The organism is Amycolatopsis sp. NPDC026612 (assembly GCF_040638285.1).
GTDB lineage: Bacteria > Actinomycetota > Actinomycetes > Mycobacteriales > Pseudonocardiaceae > Amycolatopsis.
On sequence record NZ_JBEZYB010000027.1, the window covers coordinates 24419 to 46182 of the forward strand.

A 21764-nucleotide genomic window follows, 5' to 3' on the forward strand; every position below is an offset into this window, starting at 1 on the left:
GGGTGGCCCGGCTCCCGGCCGGGCCACCCGCTCCTTCCCGGAGGCCATCCCCATGACCGACACCGCCGTCCTGCCCGCCCCGCCCGGGACCGGCTACACCCTGCGCCGCGACCGCTGCGTCATCGAGCTTTCCCCGCGGCCGCCGCTGATCCTCGGCAGGCTCACCGCGACCGGCGGGCACTGGACGCCCGGCTCGGAGCTCACGGTCACCCTCGACCCCGGCTCGCTGCGGACGGGGATCCCGTTCCTCCACCGCGCGTTCCGCGGCGAGGAACTGACCTTCACCGCCGGCGAAGTCGCCGAGGACCCCTTCGTGGCCGAGGGCAGCGTCGCCGGGCGCACCGTGCGCCTGCGCGGCGACGTCCGGCACCGGGACGAGCACGGTGTCGTCGTCTGGGCGGCCGGGGTCGTGCTCCCGGCCCGCCGGAAATCCCGGCACGCGAGCCGGCTGGTGCGGCTGCTCGCCCGGCGGCGCCTGCGCGTCGAGATCGCGATCGAGTTCGTCCGATGAGGCGCGCCGCCCTGGCCGTCGCCGGGCTGCTGCTGTTCCTGAACGTCCCGCTCGCGGGACCGGCCGCCGCGGCGACGCAGCAGGTCATGATGCAGGGCTACGCCTTCTCCCCCGCCGCGCTGACCGTGCGGGTCGGCGACACGGTCACGTGGATGCAGCACGACGAGGCGCCGCACGACGTCGTCACCACGAGCGCGCCGGTCGCGTTCCGCAGCCCGCAGCTGTCGGCCGGGCAGAGCTGGAGCTACACGTTCCGGCAACCCGGCACCTACCAGTACTACTGCTCGGTGCACCCCGACATGCGAGCCTCCGTGACGGTGCTGCCCGCGCCGACGACGGCGGCCCCGCCGAAGCCGGCGACCACGGCCCCCAAGAGCACGCCGTCCCGGGCAACGTCCGCCGCCTCCGCGTCCGCCGCGGCGCCTGCTCCCGTGGCCACCACGTCCCCCGCGGCGACCACGTCCGCCGCTGCGGCCGCGCCGGCGGTTCCCGGAGCCGAGCAGCAGCCCGCGGTCCAGCAGGCGAGCGCGGCGACGCCGGCGACGCTCGACCCGATGCTGCTCGTCGCCGGGCTCGTCACCGGGATCGCGGTGCTGTGCCTGCTCCTGCTGAGCTCGCGAAGGGCGTGAATTCCTGTCCGGAACCTGTCCCCCTAAAGGACTGGACCAATAGTATCGGCGCCCCACAATGGAAGCATCGCCCTTCAGCGCGGAAGGTGGCCGATGAACTTCCTCGTTCCCTTGCTGACCCTGGTCATGGCGGCCACCCCGGCCACTCCGGCCGCGGTGCCGGCCGCCGCCGTGATCTGCGGCAAGTACTGTGACGGCCGGGATCCGGCGCTGGCCCCCGGCGACCGCGCGGGAGGCTCGGCGAGCGCCGGGTCGCGCCGGATCTCCCTGCACCTCGACGACGGCGACGACCTGGGCTGGGCGGCGATCGCCGGCGGCGCGGCCGGCGACCACGTCTGGCTGGACCGCTCGTTCGACGCGGGGCGGACGTGGGCGTCGGGCAGCAAGCTCGGCGACACGGCGACGCCGTCCGGGGCGACCGGCTGGCGGACCCTGATGTACAACGCCGACGACTGGGCGAACAAGGGCGTCGGCCTGCTCCGCGCGTGCGGGCAGCCGGCGGGGTCGGGGACCATCGCCTGCACCGGCTGGGCCCGGACGACGTGGAACGCCTGGGACCGCCGCACCGCGGCCGCCACCGCGCTGATGGAGCGCTACAACCTCGGCACCGGCCTCTTCGACACGACCGGCTGGTGGAACTCGGCCAACGCGCTCACCGCGATCATCGACAACGCCCGGATCAGCGGCATGGGCAGCTACCGCTACGCGATCGACACGACGTACACGAAGAACCTCTCGGCCCAGGGCGGCAGCTTCCGCAACGACTACCTGGACGACACCGCGTGGTGGGGCCTGGCGTGGGTGGACGCGTACGACCTCACGGGCGACAGCCGCTACCTGAGCACCGCCCGCGCCGACGCCGAGCACATGTACGCCTACTGGGACGGCGTCTGCGGCGGCGGGGTCTGGTGGAACACCAGCCGCACGACCAAGAACGCCATCCCCAACTCGCTGTACGTCCAGCTGAACGCGGCCCTGCACAACCGCATCCCGGGTGACACGGCGTACCTGGCGCGCGCCCGCGCCGGCTGGACGTGGTTCTCGGGCAGTGGCGTGATCAACGGTGCGAACCTGGTCAACGACGGCCTGAACGTGTCGACGTGCGCCAACAACGGCCAGCCGGTCTGGACGTACAACCAGGGCGTGCCCCTGGCCGCCCTGACCGAGCTGTACCGCGCCACCGGCGACGCGGGCTTGCTCACGAAGGCCCGCGCGATGGCCACCGCGTCGACGACGAACGCGTCGCTGAACCCGGGCGGCATCCTCCGCGACCCCGGTGAAGCGGCCGGGGGCGGCGGCCCGGACGGCCCGACGTTCAAGGGCGTCTACGTCCGGGACCTGGCCGTGCTGAACACGGCCTTGCCGGACCACCCGTACACGGGCTACCTGCAGCGCCAGGCGAACTCGGCGTACGCGAACGACCGGAACGCCGCAGACGCCTACGGCTTGCTGTGGGCCGGCCCGTTCGACCAGCCCGACGCGGCGCGGCAGCAGAGCGCCCTGGACCTGATGAACGCGGCGCCGTGACAGAACCCGGATCTCGCGTGATCAGAGCCGGATCCCGCGTGATTGAAGCCGGAACCGGCGAGTTCCGGCTTCAATCACGCGAGTTACGGGCTCAGTCACGCGAGTTACGGGCTCAGTCACGTGTCAGAGCGTCTTCTCCAGCCGGCCGGCCAGCAGCTTGATGAACCGCGACGGGTCGGCCAGTTCGCCGCCCTCCGCCAGCAGCGCCATGCCGTACAGCAGCTCGGCCGTCTCGGCCAGGCCCGCGTCTTCCGGGCGAGAAGCGTGCGCCTCGCGCAGCCCCGTCACCAGCGCGTGCTCCGGGTTGAGCTCCAGGATGCGCTTGATCGGCGGCAGCTCCTGCCCCATCGCGCGGTACATCTTCTCCAGCGTCGGGGTCAGGTCGTGCGTGTCCCCGACGATGCAGGCCGGCGACGTCGTCAGCCGCGAGGACAGACGGACCTCCTTGACGGTGTCGCCCAGCGCCGTCCCCATCCACGCCAGCAGGCTCTCGAAGTCCTTGTTCTGCTGTTCGCGGGCGACCTCGGTGGCCTTCTTGTCCTCGTCCGACTCGAGGTCGACCTGGCCCTTGGCGATCGACTGGAACTGCTTGCCGTCGAAGCCCGGCACCGCGTCGACCCACATCTCGTCGATCGGGTCGGTCAGCACCAGCACCTCGTAGCCCTTGGCGCGGAACGCCTCCATGTGCGGCGAGTTCTCGATCGCCGAGCGCGATTCGCCGGTCATGTAGTAGATGTGCTGCTGGCCGTCCTTCATCCGCTCGACGTACTCGCGCAGCGACGTCGGCTTTTCGGTGTCGTGCGTCGAGCCGAACGACGAGATCTCGAGGATGGCTTCGCGGTTCTCGAAGTCGTCGAGCAGACCCTCCTTCACCGCCCGGCCGAACTCGCGCCAGAACGTCGCGTACTTCTCGGCGTCGGCGGTCATCATCGTCTTGACCGTCGAGAGGACCTTCTTCACCAGGCGACGGCGGATCAGCTGGATCTGCCGGTCCTGCTGCAGGATCTCCCGGGACACGTTGAGCGAGAGGTCCTGCGCGTCGACGACACCCTTGACGAACCGCAGGTACTCGGGAACGAGCGACTCGCAGTCGTCCATGATGAAGACGCGCTTGACGTAGAGCTGCACGCCGCGCTTGCGCTCCCGCAGGAAAAGGTCCATCGGCGCGTGGGACGGCAGGAACAGCAGCGCCTGGTACTCGAACGTCCCCTCGGCCTGCAGCCGGATCGTCTCCAGCGGGTCCTGCCAGTCGTGGCTGACGTGCTTGTAGAACTCGTGGTACTCGTCCTCGGTGACCTCGCTCGACGACCGCGCCCACAGCGCCTTCATCGAGTTGACGGTCTCGGCCTTCGGCTCTTCGCCCTCGGCGGCTTCGCCGGCCATCCGGATGGGCCAGGTGATGAAGTCGGAGTACCGCTTCACGATCTCCCGGATCTTCGCCGGGGACGTGTAGTCGTAGAGGTGGTCCTCGGCGTCCTCGGGCTTGAGGTGCAGGGTGACCGCGGTGCCCTGGGGCGCGTCTTCGACCGGCTGGATCGTGTACGTGCCTTCGCCGGCCGACTCCCAGCGGACACCCTCGGTGGTCCCCGCGCGGCGCGTCACGAGGGTGACCTTGTCCGCGACCATGAAGCTCGCGTAGAACCCGACTCCGAACTGCCCGATCAGGTCCTGCGACGCCGCCGCGTCCTTCGCCTCCTTCAGCTTGGTCAGGAAGTCCGCGGTGCCGGACTTGGCGATCGTCCCGATCAGGGCGACGACCTCCTCGCGGGTCATGCCGATGCCGTTGTCCCGCACCGTCAGGGTCCGCGCGGCCGGGTCCGTCTCGATCGCGATGTGCAGGTCGGCGGTGTCCGCCTCGAGATCCTTGTCGCGGTACGACTCCAGCCGCAGCTTGTCGAGGGCGTCGGAGGCGTTGGACACGAGTTCCCGCAGGAACGTGTCCTTGTTCGAATAGATCGAATGGATCATCAGCTGGAGCAGCTGACGCGCTTCCGACTGGAACTCCAGCGTCTCGATCGGGGCAGTCACTTCCATTCCTTTCCGCATGTCAAAGCCGAGGCAGGACGATCCTATCCGGCGGTTCTCCGGCAGCGCATCCGCTGTGGCGAAACGCGATTGACGCAGGTCACACCGCTCGGCGACGATGATCCGGACCAGGCAAAAGGCCGCCCGCCGGGCGGTTTCCCCCATCGAAAAGAGGTGTCCTGTGAAGGTACTCGTCCTCAACGCGGGCTACGAGCCGCTGCAGACCGTTTCCGTCCCGCACGCGATCCGCATGCTGGTGCGGCACGTCGCCGAGATCCACGAAGCCGAGGACGGTCTCGCGTACGGGCTGTTCCCGCGCCCGAAGATCGTGCGGTTGCTGCGGTACGTCGTCATGAAGTGGCGATATACGGAGCCGCCGCGCTGGTCCCGGCGCGGCGTGCTGGTCCGTGACGGGTACCGCTGCGCCTACTGCGGGCAGCGCGCGACCACGATCGACCACGTGACGCCGCTGAGCCGCGGCGGCGCCCGGACCGGCTGGCTCAACACCGTCGCCGCGTGCGGGGGCACGGCGCGCAGCTGCAACGCCCGCAAGGCGGACAAGCTGCCGGGCGAGGCCGGGATGAAGCTGCGCTTCACGCCGTACGTGCCGACGTGGGACCAGCTCCACCGGCCGGGTGCGTGAGCGCTCGACCTGTCCGTCGGCACGCCGGCGGACAGGTCGTTAAGCTCGAACCGATCGCCGCCCCCATCCGTGTGTTCCGGGGAAGGCCGGGGAGGTCGCCGTGACCGACGCAGGACAGCTGATCGCCGGGCGCTACCGGCTGGCCGAGCGGATCGGCCAGGGAGCGATGGGCGTCGTCTGGCGCGCCCGCGACGAGCGGCTCGACCGAGTCGTCGCGGTCAAGCAGCTGGACTACGACGCGGCCATCGGGCAGGCCGCGAGTGACCAGGCGGCCCTGCGCGCCCTGCGCGAAGCGCGGCTGACCGCGCGGCTGCGGCACCCGCACGCGATCACGGTGCACGACGTCGTCGAGGAGGCGGGCGAGCCCTACCTGGTGATGGAGTACCTGCCGTCGCGCAGCCTGGCGGAGGTGCTCCTCGACCGGGAGACCCTGCCCGCCGGGGACGTGGCGCGCATCGGCGCCCAGGTCGCGTCGGCGCTCGCCGCCGCGCACGCCGAAGGCGTCGTGCACCGCGACGTCACCCCCGGCAACGTCCTGCTCGGGGAGTCCGGCGTCGCCAAGATCGCCGACTTCGGCATCTCCCGGGCCACCGGCGAAGGCGCGGTGACCGGCGGCGGATTCATCGCGGGGACACCGGCCTACCTGGCGCCGGAAGTCGCCGGCGGCCGGGAAGCCGGCTACCCGGCCGATGTCTTTTCCCTCGGCGCGACGCTCTACCGCGCGCTGGAGGGCACTCCCCCGTTCGGCCAGGACGACAACGCGATCGCCCTGCTCTTGCGCGTCGCGAAGGAAGAGATCGTCCCGCCGCGCCACCGCGGGCCGCTCGCCGAAGTGCTCACCCGCATGCTGCAGCGGGACCCCGAAGCGCGCCCGGCGATGGCGGAGGTCCAGGAGCTGTTCGAAGCGGTCACCGGCGGCCGTCCGCTGCCGCCGCCCCGCCCCCGGCCCCGCGCCGGGACCCGGTTGCTGCGCGTCCGCCGTCCCCGGCGCCGGCTCGTCCTCGCGGCCGCCGCCGGCGCGGTGCTGCTGGCGCTCGGCGTGGTGATCGGCACGGTGCTCGTCCCGGACCACCCGGCCACCGTCGCGGCCCCGGTTTCGTCCGCTCCCCCGGGTTCGCCGTCCCCGCCGCCCACGACGCACGCCGATCTGGGCTGCGCCGCCCGTTACGAAGTGACGAACTCCTGGCCCGGCGGCTACCAGGTGCAGGTGACGGTGCGCAACGACCGGGCCGCGGGCCTGTCCGGCTGGAGCGTCCGCTGGACGTTGCCCGCCGGTCACCGCATCAGCGGCTTGTGGAACGGCACCTTCAGCGTCGATGGTTCCACGGTGACGGTCGAAAACGCCGCCTGGAACGCGAAGCTCGACGCGGACGCGACGACGACGTTCGGCCTGATCGCCCTGACGCAGAACGGAAGTGCCGACGCTCGTCCGGCCGTCACCTGCCGGACGCTCTGAACCCGGGAGGCACCGTGGTCGCCCACCACATCAGGGCCAGGCGCCGATCGATCCGCTTCGACGGCCGGACCGTGACGCTCAGCATCGCGACGAAGAGCTTGGGAATCGTCCCCGACGACGCCAAGCACCGGTTCCCGGCCGCGAAGCTCACCGACGTCCGGCACACGGCGGCCACCTGGCGGAAGCACGGCGAGATCGTGTTCGAGGCCCCGGGGGCGCCCACCGAGATCGTCGCGAACGTGCCGCTCGGCGCCGACAAACTGCCCGGCAACGTGTTCCGCTACGAATACCCGAAACGCGCGAAGGTGGCGGAGTTCCTGGAAGCCCTCGCCGAGGCGAGGAAGAAGTAGCCCTCCGTCGTTGGTCCGATCAGCCCAATTCACGGGAGATCGGGAACCGGTCTCAACGATCCGGGCGACCGGCCCGTCGGTAGTGGTGATCAACAACCACACGGAGGCGCCAGTGCGAAGAACTTTGTCCGTCCTCGGGGTCCTGCTCGCCGGTCCGGCGGGGCTGGCCGGGCTCGCCCCACCGGCCGCGGTCGCCGCGGTCCCGTCCTCGACCGCCACGCTCATCACCGGTGACCGCGTCACCGTCCGGACCGCTCCGGGCGGCCGTGACACCTTCGAGGTCCAGCCGGCCGCCGAAAAGGGCATGGCGCGAGCCTTGGCGCACCTGCGGCTCGGCGGCCGCGACTACGAAGTCCCCGGTACCGCGCTTCCCTACCTCGGCCGCGGGCTCGACCTGAGCCTGTTCGACGTCAAGGCGCTGCTGGCCGGCGCGAAGGCGCCCGTCGACACCAAGACCTTCGGCGCCGCACTGGCGAAGCAGTTCAAAGAAGACAGTGCCCGCGGCCACTTCGGCGGGGAAGGGCTGTTCGCCGGCGGCGCGAGCTTCACGCTCGCCGGGGCGCCGAAACGCGCGGCCGTCCAGCCACGGTCGGTGATGCGGACGGTGTCGGTCGACGCCACCGACATCGGCGGGAAGCCGGCCGACACCGGCATGGCGTTCCTCTACAACACCGACGACGGGAACATCCTCGCTTCGGACGAGACCTTCAACTACTTTTCCGGCGGCACGGCCAAGTTCAGCGTGCCGGACGGGAACTACAGCGCCTACGGGGTCTTCTGGACGGCCGACGCCGACGGCAACCCGACCGAGATGCGGTTCAGCGCGCAGCCCGAGTTCGCGGTGAAGGCGGACACGACGGTCCGCGTCGACGCGAAACGCGCGAACAGCAAGCTGACCTGGGTGACCCCGCGACCGGCGTTGCTCGACGACACGGGGTTCCTGTTCCGCCGGGCCGCGAAGACGGGGCCGGCGCTGGTGGTCGACTTCGACGCCGGGCCGGGGGTGCCGATTTCGGTGTCGCCGACGGCCGTTCCGGTGCGCACCGGGGCGTTGCAGACCTATCCGTACAGCAGGCTCGTGTCCCCGCCGGGGCTGGGCACGCCGTACGAATACACCCTGCAGAAGGCGGCCATCGGCACGATTCCGCAGCAGCGATACGTGATCACAGCGAAAGACGTCGCCACCGTGGACGCCACCTACTTCAGCGAATACGCCACGGTCGGGCGGCGGCAGCGCAGCGGCATGTTCGCCTTCGAGGACGTCGGCGGCCGCTCGTCGCACCTGATCGAGCTGCCCCGGAAGCAGACCGAGTACGTCTCGGCCGCACCCGACCTGAACTGGTTCGGCGGGATCTCGAAGTACGTGCTCCCCGGCCCGGGCTCGTTCCCCGGCTGGGCCGGCGGCCAGTACGAGGCGATGCACCGCTACCAGGGCGGCTCGTCGGTCACCGAGGACTGGAACCGCTTCCCGCTGCACCCGGTGGGAGCGGTGGCGTTGCTGCCGCTGTCCGACGGCAGCAGCTACACCCGGCCGGGCGCGACCCGGGCCGGTGACCTGCTGCGGTTCGCGCTCACGCCGTTCAGCGACAACCAGCCCGGCCACACCGGCTTCGGCTACTACGGCGAGCAGCGCGACACCATCACCGGGCACTACCGGCTCACCCAGGACGGCACGATCGTGGCCGAGGGCACCCCGTGGAACGGTTCCACCACCGTCGACCTCGAGCAGGAAGTCGGCTCCGGGCCCTCGACGCTCGGGCTGACGGTCGACGCGGGCCGCACCGGGCCGATGTACCACCAGAGCACCGCGAGCCACACGGAGTGGACGTGGAAATCCCGGCACGTCGAAGGCGCGACACTCCCGCCGGCGCTGTACTGCGCGCGCGGGGACGACGGTCCCGACCGGGCGTGTGCGGTCGAACCCCTGCTCACGGTGGGGTACACCGTCGGCGGGCTCCGGCCGGACGGGTCCACCCTATCCGGTCCGCAGAGCCTGGACCTCGCGGTCGGGCACCTGCAGCAGAGCGCCGCTTCCCCGGTGGCGGCCGCGACGGTCCAGTTCTCGACCGACGGCACGACCTGGCAGGACGCGACGGTGAGCCCGCGCGGTGACGGTGTCTTCCACGCGGACTTCACCGCGACCACGGAGGCGTTCCGCGGCACGGACGTCTCGCTGCGCGTCACGGCGTCCGACGCCGCCGGGGCGACGATCACCGAGACGATCACCGCCGCCTACCACGTCTACCTGTCCTGAAAGGACTGTCCATGGGGAACAGAAGGATGATCCGCGCGCTGCTCGCCGCGGGCGCGGCGGTGGCCGCGGCAGGCGCGTTCGCCCCCGCCGTGTCCGCCGCACCGGTGGCCCGCGCGGCGTGCCCCGATGCGGGGCCGGGACTGCTGCGCTGTCTGACCACCTACTCGCCGGGCGCACCGCGCACCCTGGCCGACGGTCCGGTCGGCTGGGGTGCCGACGACCTGGCGTCGGCCTACCGGCTGCCTGCCGAGGCGGGCCCGGACACCGTCGTCGGCATCTCGATCGCCTACGACGCCCCGAACCTGGAGGCCGACCTCGCCGGCTACCGGGCGCAGTACGGCCTGCCGCCGTGCACCACGGAGAACGGCTGCTTCCGGAAGGTGAACCAGCAGGGTGCGACGGCGCCCTTGCCATCGGCCAGCTTCGGCTGGGCCCTGGAATCCACATTGGACGTTTCGATGGTGTCGGCGGCGTGCCCGTCGTGCCGGATCCTCGTCGTGGAGGGCAACTCGCCCGGGTTCGCCGACCTCGCCGAAACGGAGGACACCGCGGTCCGGCTGGGCGCGAAGGTGGTCTCGAACAGCTACGGCGCCCGGGAAGGCGGGGCACCGCTGGCGTTCGGGAGCCACTACCAGCACCCGGGGGTGACGACGGTGGCGTCGTCCGGCGACGCCGGCTTCACGGCGGCGAGCTATCCGGCGGTGCTGGCCTCGACGATCGCGGTCGGCGGGACGTCGCTGGCGCGTGACCCGGACTCCCCGCGGGGCTGGGCGGAGTCGGTGTGGCAGGGCAGCGGCAGCGGTTGCTCGGCGTACATCGCGAAACCGAAGTGGCAGCAGGACACCCACTGCGGCAAGCGCACGGTCGCGGACATCTCGGCGGCGGCCGAAGACCTCGCTGTCCACTACGCGGACGCGGGCGGCTGGCTCCCGGTGTCGGGCACGAGCGCCTCGGCGCCGTTCGTCGCGGGCCTGATCGCCCGCTCCGGGCAGGCGGGAGCCACCCAACCGGCCGGCCTGTACGCCAAGGCGAGCTCGTTCACCGACGTGACGACGGGCAACAACGACCGAGCCGGAGCAGGCAAGAAGTGCGGCGGCGACTACCTGTGCGTGGCGGCCCCGGGTTATGACGCCCCGACGGGTCTCGGGGTGCCGAACGGCCTGACGGGCTTCTGACCGCACGGCTCACGACAGCCGTTCCGCCGGTCTCCGGCGGAACGGCTGCGCCGGGCACTGCGCAGCGAGTGGGCGCTTCCGACCGAAGGGCGCCCCCGAGGCTGCGCAACCAGCCCGGCCGAGCCCTGCACCAGCACCGGCCACTTCAGCGCCCGCCGTCTCCCGGTCGGCACAGCCCTCGCTCGTAGGCCAGCAACCCCGCCTCCGTCCGGTGCGCGCAGCCGAGTTTCCGGACCACTCTCGCCACGCAGTCGCGCACCACCGGCTCCGGCAACCCGAGCCGCTCGCCGATCTCCGCGTTCGTCTGCGCCGCGCCCACGGCCGTGAGCACCTCGGTCTCCCGGGCCGTCAACCGGTCGATCCGCGCCAGCCGCTCGTCGCGGGGGCCCGACAGCCGGGTCGCCGCCGATACCCAGCGGCGGGAGGCGTCCGGGGACAGCACCACGTGGCCGTCGGCCGCCAGCCGGACCACCTTGGTCACGTCACGCCGCCGGGCCGACCGCAGCACGAACCCCGCCGCGCCGTCGCGCAGCGCCCGGAGGATGGCCGCGTCCGAGTCGAACGTCGCCAGCGCCACCACCGCCGGGCGGCGGGTCAGCGCGTCCGGCCAGTTCAGGCGCAGGTCCAGCAGCAGCACATCCGGCAGGCGGCGGCGCAGCGTGACCCGGGCCGCCGTCGCGTCGGGGGCCGCGCCGACCAGCTCGATGCCGTCGGCCTCGTCGAGGATCGTGCTCAGGCGGGCTCGCACCGCCGGGTCGCGCTCGGCCACCATGACCCGGACCGGCGGGGCGAGCACCCTCAGTCCTTCGGCCGGAGGCGGATCAACGGCAGGTCCTTCTTCGACGCGCCGACCAGGTCCCGGCCGCCGGGACCGCGCAGCCGCAGCTCACGGAACCGCACCGACGACAGCTGCGCGGCTTCGATCGGGTAGACGTCGCCGTAGCGCTTGATCTTCTCCACCAGCTCCTTGCCGAGCAGCTCGACCAGCCCCGCGTGCCGGGTCGCGCCGCCGCCCAGCGGCACGTCGAGCTGGGCGCGCACCTCGGGGAACCGCTGGTCCAGCTCGACGGCCAGCTGGTGGATCGTGACGTAGGCCCGGCCGAACTCCTCGGCGTCGGGACCCGTCGGGATCTCCTGCAGCACCTTGATGAGCTTGTCGTCCATTCCGAGCTTGTCCCACAGCGTCACGTCTTTTTCCTCCACTCGCGGCCGCCGATGGTCTACCAGAGGACCGGCACGCGGTCCACTCCCCCGGTGACACGGTTGGTCCGGACCTCGAGTTCATCCACGCCGACGGCCAGGCGCAACCCCGGGAACCGCCGGAACAACGACCCGAACACCACGCGCAGCTCGGTGCGCGCCAGGCTGGCGCCGATGCAGAACCAGCCGCCGTACGCGAAGGCGACGTGCGAGTTCGGCTTGCGGTCCGGGTCGAACGCCTCCGCGGCGGGGAACACGGACGCGTCCCGGTTCGCGGCCGCGAGCGCGAGCACGACCGCGTCACCACGGGCGATCGTCACGCCGCCGAGCTCGACGTCGTCGTGGGCGTACCGCAGGACGCCGAGACCGCTGGGAGCGGCCAGCCGCAGGACCTCCTCGACCACGCCGTGCACCTTGCCTTCGGGGTCGGCGGCCAGCGCGTCCCGGCGGGCGAGGTCGGTGAGCAGGTACAGCACGCCGAGGTCGATCCGGTTGGACGTCGTCTCGTGGCCGGCGAACAGCAGGCCGGCGGCGAGCCGGGCGAGGTCGTCGTCGCCGAACTCCGGATCGTCGGCCTGCGCGCGGACCAGGTCCGAGACGACGTCCTGGCCGGGCTCGCGCCGCTTGGCCGCCGCGAGCCGGCTCATGGAGGCGGCGAACTCGTCGAGCGCCGCCTCCGCGCCGCCTCCGATGTCCGTCCGGCCCATCCGGTCCGACAACACCCGGAACGTGTCACGGTCTGCGTACGGGACACCGAGCAGCTCGCAGATCACCAGCACCGGCAGCGGGAACGACAGGTGTTCGTGCAGGTCGACCGGCCCGCCCGCGGCCCGGGCCCGCTCCATCGCGTCGAAGCAGCCGTCGGCGAGCTCCTGGATGTGGCCGGCGAGCCGGCGGATCCGGTTGGCGGAGAACGCGGGCACGAGCAGCCGCCGCATCCGCGCGTGCCCGGCGTGCTCGGTCTCGTGGTCGCCCTGCGGACGGCTGAGGATCGCCGCGTCCGACAGCGTCGACGCCTCCTCCGGCGCCGGGTGCGAGCGGCCGAACCGCGGATCGGTGAACACCGCCCGGACCTGCTCGAACCCGGTGACCAGCCAGGCCGGGTCCCCGGTCGGCGTGGTCACCGGCACGACCGGGCCCCGGCGGCGCAGCACCGCGAAGAGCGGAGCGATCTCCAGGACGTTCGGCCGCTCGAACGGCAGGCGCGGGGTATCCGTGGTGGCGGTCATCGGGTCTCCTCCCGGGTGCGCGGCCGATCGGCGCGGACGCGGACGGGCCGGTCACCGGCCGCTCCCGGTCCCCCCGCGATCCACGGTACTCAGGAACCCCGCCGCCGGGCGGGAACCGCGGGTTCCCCGCCCGATCGGGCCAGCGCCGCCGCCCGCAGGGCCGGAACTGTCGGTGTGCCCCGGTATCGTGGATCGCGGGGGCCGGAGGCCACACCCCCGCACCGCACGCCTGGTGGCGCCCCCGGACGTCGCCGGCGATCGGCAGGCCGGGCCACTTGTCCAAAGTGGACCGAAGGTCTCGGCGATCGACCTTGGCGGAGGACTGATTGTTCTGTACGGGGAGGCGGACGGAAACCGCACTCAACGGCAAACCACCCGCCAGCCGCGTCCCCAACCCCCATGGTCAGCACAACTAGTCCTTCGGCAGGCCCCGGAGCCGCCGCAGGCCGACGACGATCACCGCGAGCAGGCCGGCGATCGAGACCAGCACCCAGATCCAGGTCGGGATACCGACGGAATCGAGGGTGGGGGCCGCCGCCGGACCGGGAGCGGTGAGCGTGAAGTGCACGGTGCCGGTGACGTTGTCCCCGTCCTTCGCGACCACCTGCCAGGTCAGCGTGTAGGCCTGGGCGGGACCGGACGACGTCACCGGGACGGTCACGACGCCGCCGGCCACCGCCGGGGCACCGATCTTCCAGGCGGTGCCGTCGCGGCCGGTGACCTTGACCGGGTCCGGCGGCAGCGTGACGGGTTCGCCGAAGGTGAGCTCGACCTGCGTCGGCGCCGTCGCGAGCGAAGCGCCCTCCGCGGGTGAGCTGGCCTCGAGCTCGGTGTGGGCGGAGGCGGGCCCGGCGAGCACGACGAGCCCGGTGAAGGCAGCGAGCACTGCTCCGAACGCACGACGGTGGATCATCCGGACATCCTGCCCCATCCCGTCGAGGTTCGACGCCGCCCGCCCCGGGTAACCCCCGCCGTAGCCGGCTCAACCTCCGGGACCGTTCACCCGTACTGATCTCCGGCACGACACTTCGGCGAGGGGACGACGGATGCGCAGGACCGGGGTGGCGACCCTGCTGGGGCTGATGCTGGTCACGGCGGCTTGCTCGGTGCCGCGCACCACGACGCCGAGCCCGATCGCGGAGCCGGCACCGCTGAGCCGGACCACCGCCTCGGCGACACCTACGTCCACCACGACCCCGCCGCCGCCCGCGCCGCCGTGCGCCGTCGCGACCGGGGCCTGTGTGAGCCTGACGCAGCGGCTGGCCTGGCTGCTGCGCGACGGCCGGGTGGTGCGCGGGCCGGTCCCGGCCGGGTTCGGGCCGCCCGACCAGGCGACGCCCGCGGGGTCGTTCCACGTCGTGTGGAAGGACCGCGAGCACCGCAGCAGCGTGTACGGCACCGACATGCCGAACTCGGTGTTCTTCGCCGCCGGCGGCATCGCCTTCCACGCGGGACCGCTCGACGCGCCGTCGCACGGCTGCGTCCACCTGACCGACGGCGATTCGGCGGCGTTCTTCGACGGGCTGAACGTCGGCGATGCGGTGCAGGTCTTGTAGGCTGCCGCGCTGGTGGACACTTTCACTGTCGTTTCCAGGCTGCGTGCCGCGGGTTGCGTGTTCGCCGAGGACGAGGCCGAGCTCCTCGTCGCGGCCGCCACGACGCCCGCGGACCTCGACGTGCTGGTCGAGCGCCGGGTCGCCGGGCTGCCGCTGGAGCACCTGCTCGGCTGGGCGGAGTTCCACGGCCTGCGGATCACCGTGCGGCCCGGGGTGTTCGTGCCGCGGCACCGCACCGGATTCCTGGTCGACGTGGCCGTTGCGCTCGCCCCGCCGGATCCGGTGGTGCTCGACCTGTGCTGCGGCTCCGGGGCGCTGGGTGCCGCGTTCGCCGCGGCGCTCGTCCCGCGTGAACTGCACGCCGCCGACGTCGAACCGGCCGCCGTCGAGTGCGCCCGGCTGAACCTCCCGGACGCCCACGTCCACCAGGGCGATCTCTACGGCGCGCTGCCGGCGTCCCTGCGTGGCCGGGTCGACGTCCTGCTGGCCAACGTGCCCTACGTCCCTTCGGACGCCGTCGCGACGATGCCGCCGGAGGCCCGGCTGCACGAACCGCTGGTGGCGCTCGACGGCGGCGCGGACGGTCTCGACCTCGCCCGCCGTGTCGCCGCGAGCGCGCCGCGCTGGCTCGCCCCGGGCGGGACCCTGCTGATCGAATCGAGCGAACGGCAGGGGCCGGTGCTCGCCGAAATCCTTGCGGCGGCAGGGTTGCGGCCCCGCGTGCACGAGGACGACGAGCGGGGCGCGACCGTGGTGACCGGTACCGCGCGGACGTGATCTCACGTTTCGGCGACCCCGGACGTCTACCAGATGTGATCGTGAAACCGTTCGAGCAGATCGTGGCCGAGCACGGGCCGATGGTCCTGCGGGTCTGCCGGGCCGTGCTCGGCCCCGCCGACGCCGAAGACGCCTGGTCGGAGACCTTCCTGGCGGCGTTGAAGGCGTACCCGGAGCTACCATCGGACGCGAACGTCCAGGCGTGGCTCGTCACGATCGCGCACCGCAAAGCCATCGATGTCACGCGCGCCCAGGCTCGCCGCCCGGTCCCGGTCGGCGAAGTCCCGGACCGGCCCGGCCGCACGGAAGCCTGGAACGGCGACCTCTGGGACGCGCTGGCGAGATTGCCGGACAAGCAACGCCTCGCCGTCGCCTACCACTACGTGGCCGGACTGCCGTACCGCGAAATCGCCGAGATCACCGGGGGCACCGCCGACGCCGCGCGCCGGGCGGCCGCCGACGGCGTCAAGGCACTGCGCGCCTGCTACCCCTTGGAAGGAGCTCACTCATGACGGACTCCTCGTTCTTCTCGTCGGCGCTGGAGCTGCGCCTGCCCGACCCGCACCCCCTGCACGAGCGGCTCGTCGAGGACGCTGCCCGCCGGGGACTGCTGGACGTCGCCTACTGCACCGCCGACACCCCGGTCGGGTCGCTGCTGCTGGCGGCGACCGAGCAGGGCCTGGTGAAGGTGGCTTTCGACCGTCAGGATCACGACGCGGTCCTGGCCGAGCTGGCCGCGGCGATCAGCCCGCGGATCCTGCGCGCCCGGTCCCGCCTCGAGCCGGTGCTCCGTCAGCTCGACGAGTACTTCGGCGGCGAGCGGCACACCTTCGACGTTCCGCTGGACTTCCGGCTGGCCCGGGGGTTCCGCCGGGCGGTGCTGGACCACCTGCCCGCGATCGCCTACGGCCACACCGAAAGCTACGCGCAGGTCGCGGCGGCCGCAGGCAGCCCGAAGGCGGTCCGCGCGGTCGGCACCGCGTGCGCGCTCAACCCGCTGCCGGTGGTGGTGCCGTGCCACCGGGTCGTCCGCTCCGACGGGTCGTACGGCCAGTACGCCGGCGGCGAAGAAGCCAAGCGCGTCCTGTTGACGATGGAAGCGGCATGACCACGTTCGAAGAGCGCGTCGCCGGGGCCGGCTGGGACGCGGTGGCCGCCGAGGTCGACGACTACGGCTGCGCGCTCCTGCCGCAGCTGCTCACCCCGGCGGAGTGCGCGCGGCTGGTCGCGCTGTGGGACGAGCCGTCGCACTTCCGGGCGACGGTGAACCTGCGACGGCACCGCTTCGGGGACAACGGCGACTACCACTACTTCGCTTCGCCGTTCCCGGAACCGGTGCAGCGGCTGCGGCAGGCGCTCTACCCGAGGCTGCTGCCGATCGCGCGGGACTGGTCCGCCCGGCTGGGCCGCGAGGCGGACTGGCCGTCCACGTTGGACGAGTGGCTGGCGGTCTGCCACGCCGCGGGCCAGCGGCGGCCCACGCCGATCCTGCTGCGCTACGAGCCCGGCGGCTGGAACGCGCTGCACCGGGACCTCTACGGCGACAAGGTGTTCCCGCTGCAGGTCGTCATCAACCTCAACGCCCCGGGGACCGACCACACCGGCGGCGAGTTCCTCCTGGTGGAGCAGCGGCCACGCGCCCAGTCCCGCGGCACCGCGACGCTCATCCCGCAGGGCCACGGCCTGGTGTTCACCACCCGCGACCGGCCGGTCCGCTCGGCCCGCGGGTGGTCGGCGGCCCCGGTGCGCCACGGCGTTTCGGTGGTCCGCTCGGGCCGCCGCCACACCCTCGGCCTCGTGTTCCACGACGCGGCATGACTTCCGCCGAGGTGGAGGCGTTGACCCGGCTCCTCGGGCAGGCCCGGCACATCGTGCTCGGCACGGCGGCGGACCCGGCGTCACGAGCGGGTGGCGAGCGGATCGCCGCGGCGTGGGGCGGCTTGGTGCTGGCGACGGTGACGTGGCCGGAGACGGCCGCGTCGTGGCTGCGCCAGGCCCGGCGTTTCGCGGCGCCGGAGCCGGACGTCTGGGTCGTCAGCGCCACCTCGGCCGGCTGGGCCGGGATGACGCGGCGGCTGCTGCTGTCGACGTCGTGGAGTCCACACAGGACGATAGTGACGTCGGCGTTGGCCGGCTTCCCCCTCCCGGGCTTGCGCGGCGCCCGTGCGGACGGCACTACCTGGTCGAGCTGAGGAACCACGCCTTGGTGGTTTCCCTCGACCGGGCCGCCGGCGTTCGACGTGCCGATGCGGGCGGTCGGCGGGCGGCCGCACGAGGTCGGGGTGGCGGCCAGCCCCAGCCCCAGCCCGCTGAGCAGCTGGTCGCGTGCCGCCGCGCCATCGGCAGGGACGGCAAAGGCGTCGTCAGCAAGGACGGCCTCATACGGCAAGCCGGCGAGTCACAGGTGGCTCACCAGCATGGTCGCACCGAGCCCGGTCATCGTCACGGCGATCACGATGTCCAGCACGCGCCACGCCATCGGCTTCGCGAACACCCCGGCCAGCCGGCGCGCCCCGAAGCCCAGTGCGCTGAACCAGACGGCGCTGCCGATCCCGGCCCCGAGGCCGAACAGCCAGCGCCCGTCGCCGTGGGCTACCGCGACCGAGCCGAGCAGCAGGACGGTGTCGAGGTACACGTGCGGGTTGAGCCATGTGAAGGCGACGCAGGCGAGCACCGCCTTGCGCAGCGGCGTGCGTTCGTCGCCGACGGTCATGACCGATGGGCGGAACGCCCGCCGCGCCGCCAGTGCGCCGTAGCCGAGCAGGAACAGCCCGCCGCCGACGGCGATCACGCCGATCGCGGTCGGCCACTGCTCCAGCACGGCGCCGATCCCGCTGACGCCGAGCCCGATCAGCACGAGGTCCGACACGGCACAGATGACGACGAGCGGGGCCACCGCACCGCCGCGCAGGCCCTGCTGCAGCAGGAACGCGTTCTGGGAGCCGATCGCGATGATCAGGGACAGGCCGGTACCGAACCCGGCCAGCAGGAGTGGCAGCACCAGCTCACGGTAGGACCGCCGCGCACCATTACTCCAGCTAAAGTTTCTTAAGTAGCATTAGCCAGTCTGATGACGCTCCCCCGATCAGTCCGTCCTGTCGGCGGGAAACTGACGCACCCCGTGTTCCACCAAGTCGAAGGCCTGGTCGACGATGGCCGCCTGCTCGCGCCGGACCAGCTCCGCGTCTTCGCCGGCCACGATCCGGCCCATCGCGTGGGCGAAGACCGTCGTGATCGCCGTGGTCAACAGGCCCGCCACCACGCGGGACCGGAACGCGTCGCCCGTCTCCTCAGTCAGCACCGCGGCGAAGGCGTCCGCGATCTCGCGCTCCTGCTCGTACCAGCGCGCCATCAGCGCCGGGCTCGAGGTCAGCACCCACCAGAAGCCCGGGCCCCCGGCGATCGCGCCGGACAGCGGGTGCCCCGAGGACAGCAGCTCGTGCTGGTGGCGGCGCAAGGCCGCACACGGCGACACGTCGGCAGGCCGGGAGCGCACCACCGACGTCAGCTCGGCCAGCCGTTCCGCGTGGCGGTCCAGGAAGAGGTCTTCCTTGCGGGGGAAGTAGTTGAACACGGTCATCTTCGAGACGCCCGCCGCCTCGGCGATCTCCGCCACCGTCACCTCCTCGAAGCCGCGTTGGACGAAGAGGCCTGTGGCCACGTTCGAGATCAGCAGGCGCGTGGCCTGCTTTTTCCGCTCGCGCAGTCCGGGGTCCGCCATGAGCAGGGAGTATAGACCGAGCCAAAAGTTTGACTCGGTAAAAGTTTCGCGGCATCATCGGAGCCATGAACAGGGATGTGGTGATCTCCGGGGGCGGACCGGTCGGCTTGATGCTGGCTTGTGAACTGCGACTGGCGGGCGTGGACGTGCTCGTCGTCGAACGGCTGCCGAGCCGGACCAGACGCTCAAGGCCGGGGCGGTCAACCTGACCACGGCCGAAGCCTTCTACCGCCGGGGCCTGCTGCCCGCGGTGGACGAAATCGTGCAGCAGAACTTCGAGCAGATCCAGAAGTTCCTGGCGTCGCGTGGCGGGGGCGGCCCGAAGGACATCCCGGTGGGGCACTTCGCCGGGATCATGGTCGCCTCGGCCGGCGTGGACTTCGGCGACCCCGCCTTCCGCGACGTCGGGCCCGCCGCCCGGGTGGTCGTGATCCAGCAGCAGGCCGTCGAGGCCATCCTCGCCGGCCGAGCCGCCGAACTGGGGGTCGAGTTCCGGCGCGGCGTCGAGCTCACCGGGTTCGACCCCGACGACAGCGGGGTGACGGTGCACCTCTCCGACGGCGAACCCGTCCGCGCCGGCTGGCTCGTCGGGGCCGACGGCGGCCGCAGCTTCGTCCGCAAGCAGGCCGGGTTCGAGTTCCCCGGGACCGATCCCGCCATCACCGGGCGGCAGGCGCTCGCCGAACTGACCGGCGCCGACGTGCTGCCCGCCGGCTGGCAGCACGGCACCGGCGGGCTTTACGTCCACGGGCCGATGCCGGGCCGGATGCTCACCGTGGAGTTCGACGGGCCGCCCGCGGACCGCGACGCTCCGATCACCGCCCAGGAACTCGAAGACAGCTTCCGCCGGGTGTCCGGAGCGGACATCCGGGTGACGAACGTCCACAGCGCGACGCGTTTCACCGACAACGCGCGCCAGGCGACCACCTACCGGATGGGCCGTGTGCTGCTGGCCGGGGACGCGGCGCACGTCCACTCCCCCTTCGGCGGGCAGGGCCTCAACCTCGGCATCGGCGACGCCGTCAACCTCGGCTGGAAGCTGGCCGCGACCATCCACGGCTGGGCCCCCGAAGGCCTGCTCGACACCTACACGACCGAGCGGCACCCGATCGGCGAGTGGGTCCTGGAATGGACCCGGGCGCAGGTCGCGTTGATGCGCAGCGATGTCCGGACGAAGGCGCTGCGCCAGGTCGTCACCGACCTGCTCCTCACCGGCGACGGCGCGACGTACCTGGCCAAGAAGCTCTCCGGCGTGCTGCACCGCTACCCGATCGAAGGCGAGCACGACCTCACCGGCCGCGCCGCGCCCGACTTCGCGTTCGCCGACGGCACCCGGCTCGGCGAACACCTCCAGAACGGCAAAGCATTCCTGCTCGACCTCGCCGACGACACCGGCCTGCGCGAGGCGGCGGGCGGCTGGGCCGAGCGGGTCGGCGTGCTGACCGCGAAGTGCGAAAGCGAGCCGGCGGCGACGGGCGTGCTGATCCGGCCGGCCGGGCACATCGCCTGGGCCCGCGACGACGGTTCGACGGCCGGCCTCGAAGCGGCGCTGCGGCGGTGGTTCGGCGAACCGGCCTGACGGGGTGGGCGCGCCGGGTTCCCGGCGCGCCCGGGCAGGATGGGGTGGTGATCGAACTGCACCCGCCGATCGAGCCCTACGACCACGGGCTGCTCGACGTCGGCGACGGACACCACGTGTACTGGGAGACCTGCGGGAACCCGGACGGCAAGCCGGCGGTGGTGCTGCACGGCGGCCCCGGCCAGGGCTGCCCGCCGGGCATGCGGCGGATGTTCGACCCGGCCCGGTACCGCGTCGTGCTGCTGGACCAGCGCGGCTGCGGCCGGAGCCGTCCGCACGCCGCCGACCCCGCGACGTCGTTGCGGCACAACACCACGAGCCACCTCGTCGCCGACCTCGAACGGCTGCGGGAGCACCTCGGCATCGAGCGCTGGCTCGTGACGGGCGGCTCGTGGGGCACGACGCTCGCGCTGGTGTACGCCGAACGCTTCCCGCACCGGGTGTCCGAGATCGTGGTCAGCGCGATCAGCACGACCCGCCGCTCCGAGCTCGACTGGCTGTACCGCGGCGCCGCCCGCTTCTTCCCCGAGGCGTGGCAGCGCTTCCGCGACGGCGCCGGGGACGACGACGTCATCGGCGCCTACGCGCGGCTGATGGACGATCCGGACCGGCGGGACCGCGCCGCCCTCGCCTGGAACGCCTGGGAAAAGACGGTCCTGTCCCTCGAACCGGGCAGCGCCCCTGCCGCAGTCCACAGTGGACCGCCGGACGACGCGTTGCTGGCGTTCGTCCGGCTCACCACGCACTACTACGCGCACGCCGGCTGGCTCGAGGAAGGCGCGGTGATCCGCGACGCCGGACGCCTGGCGGGCATCCCCGGCGTGCTGATCCACGGCCGGCTCGACCTCAGCTGCCCCGTGACGACCGCGTGGGAGCTGGCCGCAGCGTGGCCGGGCGCCGAACTCCTCGTCGACGACCGGTCCGGGCACGGCGGGAGCGACGTCAAACGCGCCTGGAAGCTCGCCGCCCTGGACCGGTTCGCGCGTTAGCCGGGACCAGGCCTGGAGCCGCTCGCCCAGCAGCACGGCCAAGCGGGTGTAGACCTCGCTGCGGTGCTTGACCACGTAGGCGACCGCCAGCCGGTTCTGGCCGTGGATGCGCTTGCCCGTGATGATCCACAGGTCGAGCAGCC

General features: G+C 72.4%; 22 protein-coding genes and 1 pseudogene. 16 read left to right on the forward strand and 7 right to left on the reverse strand.

Annotated elements, in window-relative coordinates:
• The first annotated feature begins 52 nt into the window (after window positions 1-52).
• The 3 genes from AB0F15_RS23925 (at window position 53) to AB0F15_RS23935 (ending at window position 2667) form a co-directional block, all read left to right on the forward strand.
• Window positions 53-511 carry a hypothetical protein gene (locus tag AB0F15_RS23925; protein ID WP_360274154.1) on the forward strand — a complete coding sequence of 153 codons (459 nt, stop codon included), beginning with the start codon at window positions 53-55 and terminating at the stop codon, window positions 509-511.
• Window positions 508-1140: a cupredoxin family copper-binding protein gene (locus tag AB0F15_RS23930; RefSeq protein WP_360274157.1), complete on the forward strand. Its 633-nt coding sequence runs from the start codon at window positions 508-510 to the stop codon at window positions 1138-1140. The genes AB0F15_RS23925 and AB0F15_RS23930 overlap by 4 nt, the downstream gene beginning before the upstream one ends.
• A gap of 93 nt (window positions 1141-1233) precedes the next feature.
• Window positions 1234-2667 (forward strand): glycoside hydrolase family 76 protein, encoded by a 1434-nt coding sequence (locus AB0F15_RS23935; protein ID WP_360274160.1) that lies wholly within the window; start codon window positions 1234-1236, stop codon window positions 2665-2667.
• Between the two features lie 123 nt (window positions 2668-2790).
• Here the strand turns inward: AB0F15_RS23935 and htpG are convergent, their stop codons facing one another.
• Window positions 2791-4695, reverse strand: a complete 1905-nt coding sequence (htpG, locus tag AB0F15_RS23940; RefSeq protein ID WP_360274163.1) for a molecular chaperone HtpG — start codon at window positions 4693-4695, stop codon at window positions 2791-2793.
• Window positions 4696-4873: 178 nt separating this feature from the next.
• Here htpG and AB0F15_RS23945 point away from each other — a divergent pair, with 178 nt between their 5' ends.
• The 5 genes from AB0F15_RS23945 (at window position 4874) to AB0F15_RS23965 (ending at window position 10570) form a co-directional block, all read left to right on the forward strand.
• Window positions 4874-5335, forward strand: coding sequence for an HNH endonuclease (locus tag AB0F15_RS23945; protein WP_360274165.1), 462 nt, complete (start codon window positions 4874-4876; stop codon window positions 5333-5335).
• A 100-nt stretch (window positions 5336-5435) separates the two neighbouring features.
• Entirely contained in the window at window positions 5436-6791 is a 1356-nt protein-coding gene (locus tag AB0F15_RS23950) for a protein kinase (RefSeq protein ID WP_360274168.1), read from the forward strand.
• A 14-nt stretch (window positions 6792-6805) separates the two neighbouring features.
• Window positions 6806-7141, forward strand: a complete 336-nt coding sequence (locus AB0F15_RS23955) for a hypothetical protein (protein ID WP_360274170.1) — start codon at window positions 6806-6808, stop codon at window positions 7139-7141.
• A gap of 112 nt (window positions 7142-7253) precedes the next feature.
• Entirely contained in the window at window positions 7254-9395 is a 2142-nt protein-coding gene (locus tag AB0F15_RS23960) for a hypothetical protein (RefSeq protein ID WP_360274173.1), read from the forward strand.
• 11 nt (window positions 9396-9406) lie between these two features.
• The gene (locus tag AB0F15_RS23965; RefSeq protein WP_360274176.1) at window positions 9407-10570 is read left to right on the forward strand and encodes a S8 family serine peptidase; all 1164 of its coding nucleotides are present in this window, start codon (window positions 9407-9409) and stop codon (window positions 10568-10570) included.
• Between the two features lie 145 nt (window positions 10571-10715).
• Here AB0F15_RS23965 and AB0F15_RS23970 read toward each other — a convergent pair whose 3' ends face one another.
• From AB0F15_RS23970 to AB0F15_RS23985, 4 genes are all read right to left on the reverse strand, one after another.
• Entirely contained in the window at window positions 10716-11366 is a 651-nt protein-coding gene (locus AB0F15_RS23970) for a response regulator transcription factor (RefSeq protein WP_360274179.1), read from the reverse strand.
• Window positions 11367-11368: 2 nt separating this feature from the next.
• Window positions 11369-11758 carry a hypothetical protein gene (locus tag AB0F15_RS23975; protein ID WP_360274182.1) on the reverse strand — a complete coding sequence of 130 codons (390 nt, stop codon included), beginning with the start codon at window positions 11756-11758 and terminating at the stop codon, window positions 11369-11371.
• Window positions 11759-11790: 32 nt separating this feature from the next.
• Window positions 11791-12999 (reverse strand): cytochrome P450, encoded by a 1209-nt coding sequence (locus tag AB0F15_RS23980; RefSeq protein ID WP_360274185.1) that lies wholly within the window; start codon window positions 12997-12999, stop codon window positions 11791-11793.
• A 412-nt stretch (window positions 13000-13411) separates the two neighbouring features.
• Entirely contained in the window at window positions 13412-13912 is a 501-nt protein-coding gene (locus AB0F15_RS23985) for a copper resistance CopC family protein (protein ID WP_360274188.1), read from the reverse strand.
• A gap of 133 nt (window positions 13913-14045) precedes the next feature.
• Between AB0F15_RS23985 and AB0F15_RS23990 the strand changes: the two genes are divergently transcribed.
• From AB0F15_RS23990 to AB0F15_RS24015, 6 genes are read left to right on the forward strand one after another with little or no spacing between them, the layout of a single operon-like run.
• Window positions 14046-14555, forward strand: coding sequence for a L,D-transpeptidase (locus AB0F15_RS23990; protein ID WP_360274191.1), 510 nt, complete (start codon window positions 14046-14048; stop codon window positions 14553-14555).
• 12 nt (window positions 14556-14567) lie between these two features.
• Window positions 14568-15332: a putative protein N(5)-glutamine methyltransferase gene (locus tag AB0F15_RS23995; RefSeq protein ID WP_360274193.1), complete on the forward strand. Its 765-nt coding sequence runs from the start codon at window positions 14568-14570 to the stop codon at window positions 15330-15332.
• 35 nt (window positions 15333-15367) lie between these two features.
• The gene (locus tag AB0F15_RS24000) at window positions 15368-15844 is read left to right on the forward strand and encodes a sigma-70 family RNA polymerase sigma factor (protein WP_360274196.1); all 477 of its coding nucleotides are present in this window, start codon (window positions 15368-15370) and stop codon (window positions 15842-15844) included.
• Window positions 15841-16440 (forward strand): methylated-DNA--[protein]-cysteine S-methyltransferase, encoded by a 600-nt coding sequence (locus tag AB0F15_RS24005; protein WP_360274199.1) that lies wholly within the window; start codon window positions 15841-15843, stop codon window positions 16438-16440. The genes AB0F15_RS24000 and AB0F15_RS24005 overlap by 4 nt, the downstream gene beginning before the upstream one ends.
• Window positions 16437-17150 carry a 2OG-Fe(II) oxygenase gene (locus AB0F15_RS24010; RefSeq protein ID WP_360274202.1) on the forward strand — a complete coding sequence of 238 codons (714 nt, stop codon included), beginning with the start codon at window positions 16437-16439 and terminating at the stop codon, window positions 17148-17150. Before AB0F15_RS24005 ends, AB0F15_RS24010 begins: the two co-directional genes overlap by 4 nt.
• Entirely contained in the window at window positions 17147-17524 is a 378-nt protein-coding gene (locus tag AB0F15_RS24015; RefSeq protein WP_360274204.1) for a hypothetical protein, read from the forward strand. The genes AB0F15_RS24010 and AB0F15_RS24015 overlap by 4 nt, the downstream gene beginning before the upstream one ends.
• A gap of 206 nt (window positions 17525-17730) precedes the next feature.
• Here AB0F15_RS24015 and AB0F15_RS24020 read toward each other — a convergent pair whose 3' ends face one another.
• Together AB0F15_RS24020 and AB0F15_RS24025 are read right to left on the reverse strand one after the other, a co-directional pair.
• Window positions 17731-18333, reverse strand: a complete 603-nt coding sequence (locus AB0F15_RS24020) for a LysE family transporter (protein WP_360274206.1) — start codon at window positions 18331-18333, stop codon at window positions 17731-17733.
• A gap of 84 nt (window positions 18334-18417) precedes the next feature.
• A complete protein-coding gene (locus AB0F15_RS24025; RefSeq protein ID WP_360274209.1) occupies window positions 18418-19053 on the reverse strand; it encodes a TetR family transcriptional regulator in 636 nt (211 codons plus the stop codon).
• Window positions 19054-19118: 65 nt separating this feature from the next.
• On the opposite strand from AB0F15_RS24025, the pseudogene AB0F15_RS24030 reads away from it, so the two are divergent.
• Together AB0F15_RS24030 and pip are read left to right on the forward strand one after the other, a co-directional pair.
• Window positions 19119-20632, forward strand: a pseudogene (locus AB0F15_RS24030) (FAD-dependent monooxygenase).
• A 47-nt stretch (window positions 20633-20679) separates the two neighbouring features.
• Window positions 20680-21621 carry a prolyl aminopeptidase gene (gene pip, locus AB0F15_RS24035; protein WP_360274212.1) on the forward strand — a complete coding sequence of 314 codons (942 nt, stop codon included), beginning with the start codon at window positions 20680-20682 and terminating at the stop codon, window positions 21619-21621.
• Window positions 21622-21764 lie beyond the last annotated feature (143 nt).

Excerpts from the sequence above, each read along its gene's own strand:
- AB0F15_RS24025 (WP_360274209.1), bottom strand. The coding sequence starts at position 19,053 with ATGGCGGACCCCGGACTGCGCGAGCGGAAAAAGCAGGCCACGCGCCTG.
- AB0F15_RS24010 (WP_360274202.1), top strand. The coding sequence starts at position 16,437 with ATGACCACGTTCGAAGAGCGCGTCGCCGGGGCCGGCTGGGACGCGGTG.
- AB0F15_RS24015 (WP_360274204.1), top strand. The coding sequence starts at position 17,147 with ATGACTTCCGCCGAGGTGGAGGCGTTGACCCGGCTCCTCGGGCAGGCC.
- AB0F15_RS23990 (WP_360274191.1), top strand. The coding sequence starts at position 14,046 with ATGCGCAGGACCGGGGTGGCGACCCTGCTGGGGCTGATGCTGGTCACG.
- AB0F15_RS23980 (WP_360274185.1), bottom strand. The coding sequence starts at position 12,999 with ATGACCGCCACCACGGATACCCCGCGCCTGCCGTTCGAGCGGCCGAAC.
- AB0F15_RS23925 (WP_360274154.1), top strand. The coding sequence starts at position 53 with ATGACCGACACCGCCGTCCTGCCCGCCCCGCCCGGGACCGGCTACACC.
- AB0F15_RS23935 (WP_360274160.1), top strand. The coding sequence starts at position 1,234 with ATGAACTTCCTCGTTCCCTTGCTGACCCTGGTCATGGCGGCCACCCCG.
- AB0F15_RS23930 (WP_360274157.1), top strand. The coding sequence starts at position 508 with ATGAGGCGCGCCGCCCTGGCCGTCGCCGGGCTGCTGCTGTTCCTGAAC.
- AB0F15_RS23985 (WP_360274188.1), bottom strand. The coding sequence starts at position 13,912 with ATGATCCACCGTCGTGCGTTCGGAGCAGTGCTCGCTGCCTTCACCGGG.
- AB0F15_RS23965 (WP_360274176.1), top strand. The coding sequence starts at position 9,407 with ATGGGGAACAGAAGGATGATCCGCGCGCTGCTCGCCGCGGGCGCGGCG.
- AB0F15_RS24005 (WP_360274199.1), top strand. The coding sequence starts at position 15,841 with ATGACGGACTCCTCGTTCTTCTCGTCGGCGCTGGAGCTGCGCCTGCCC.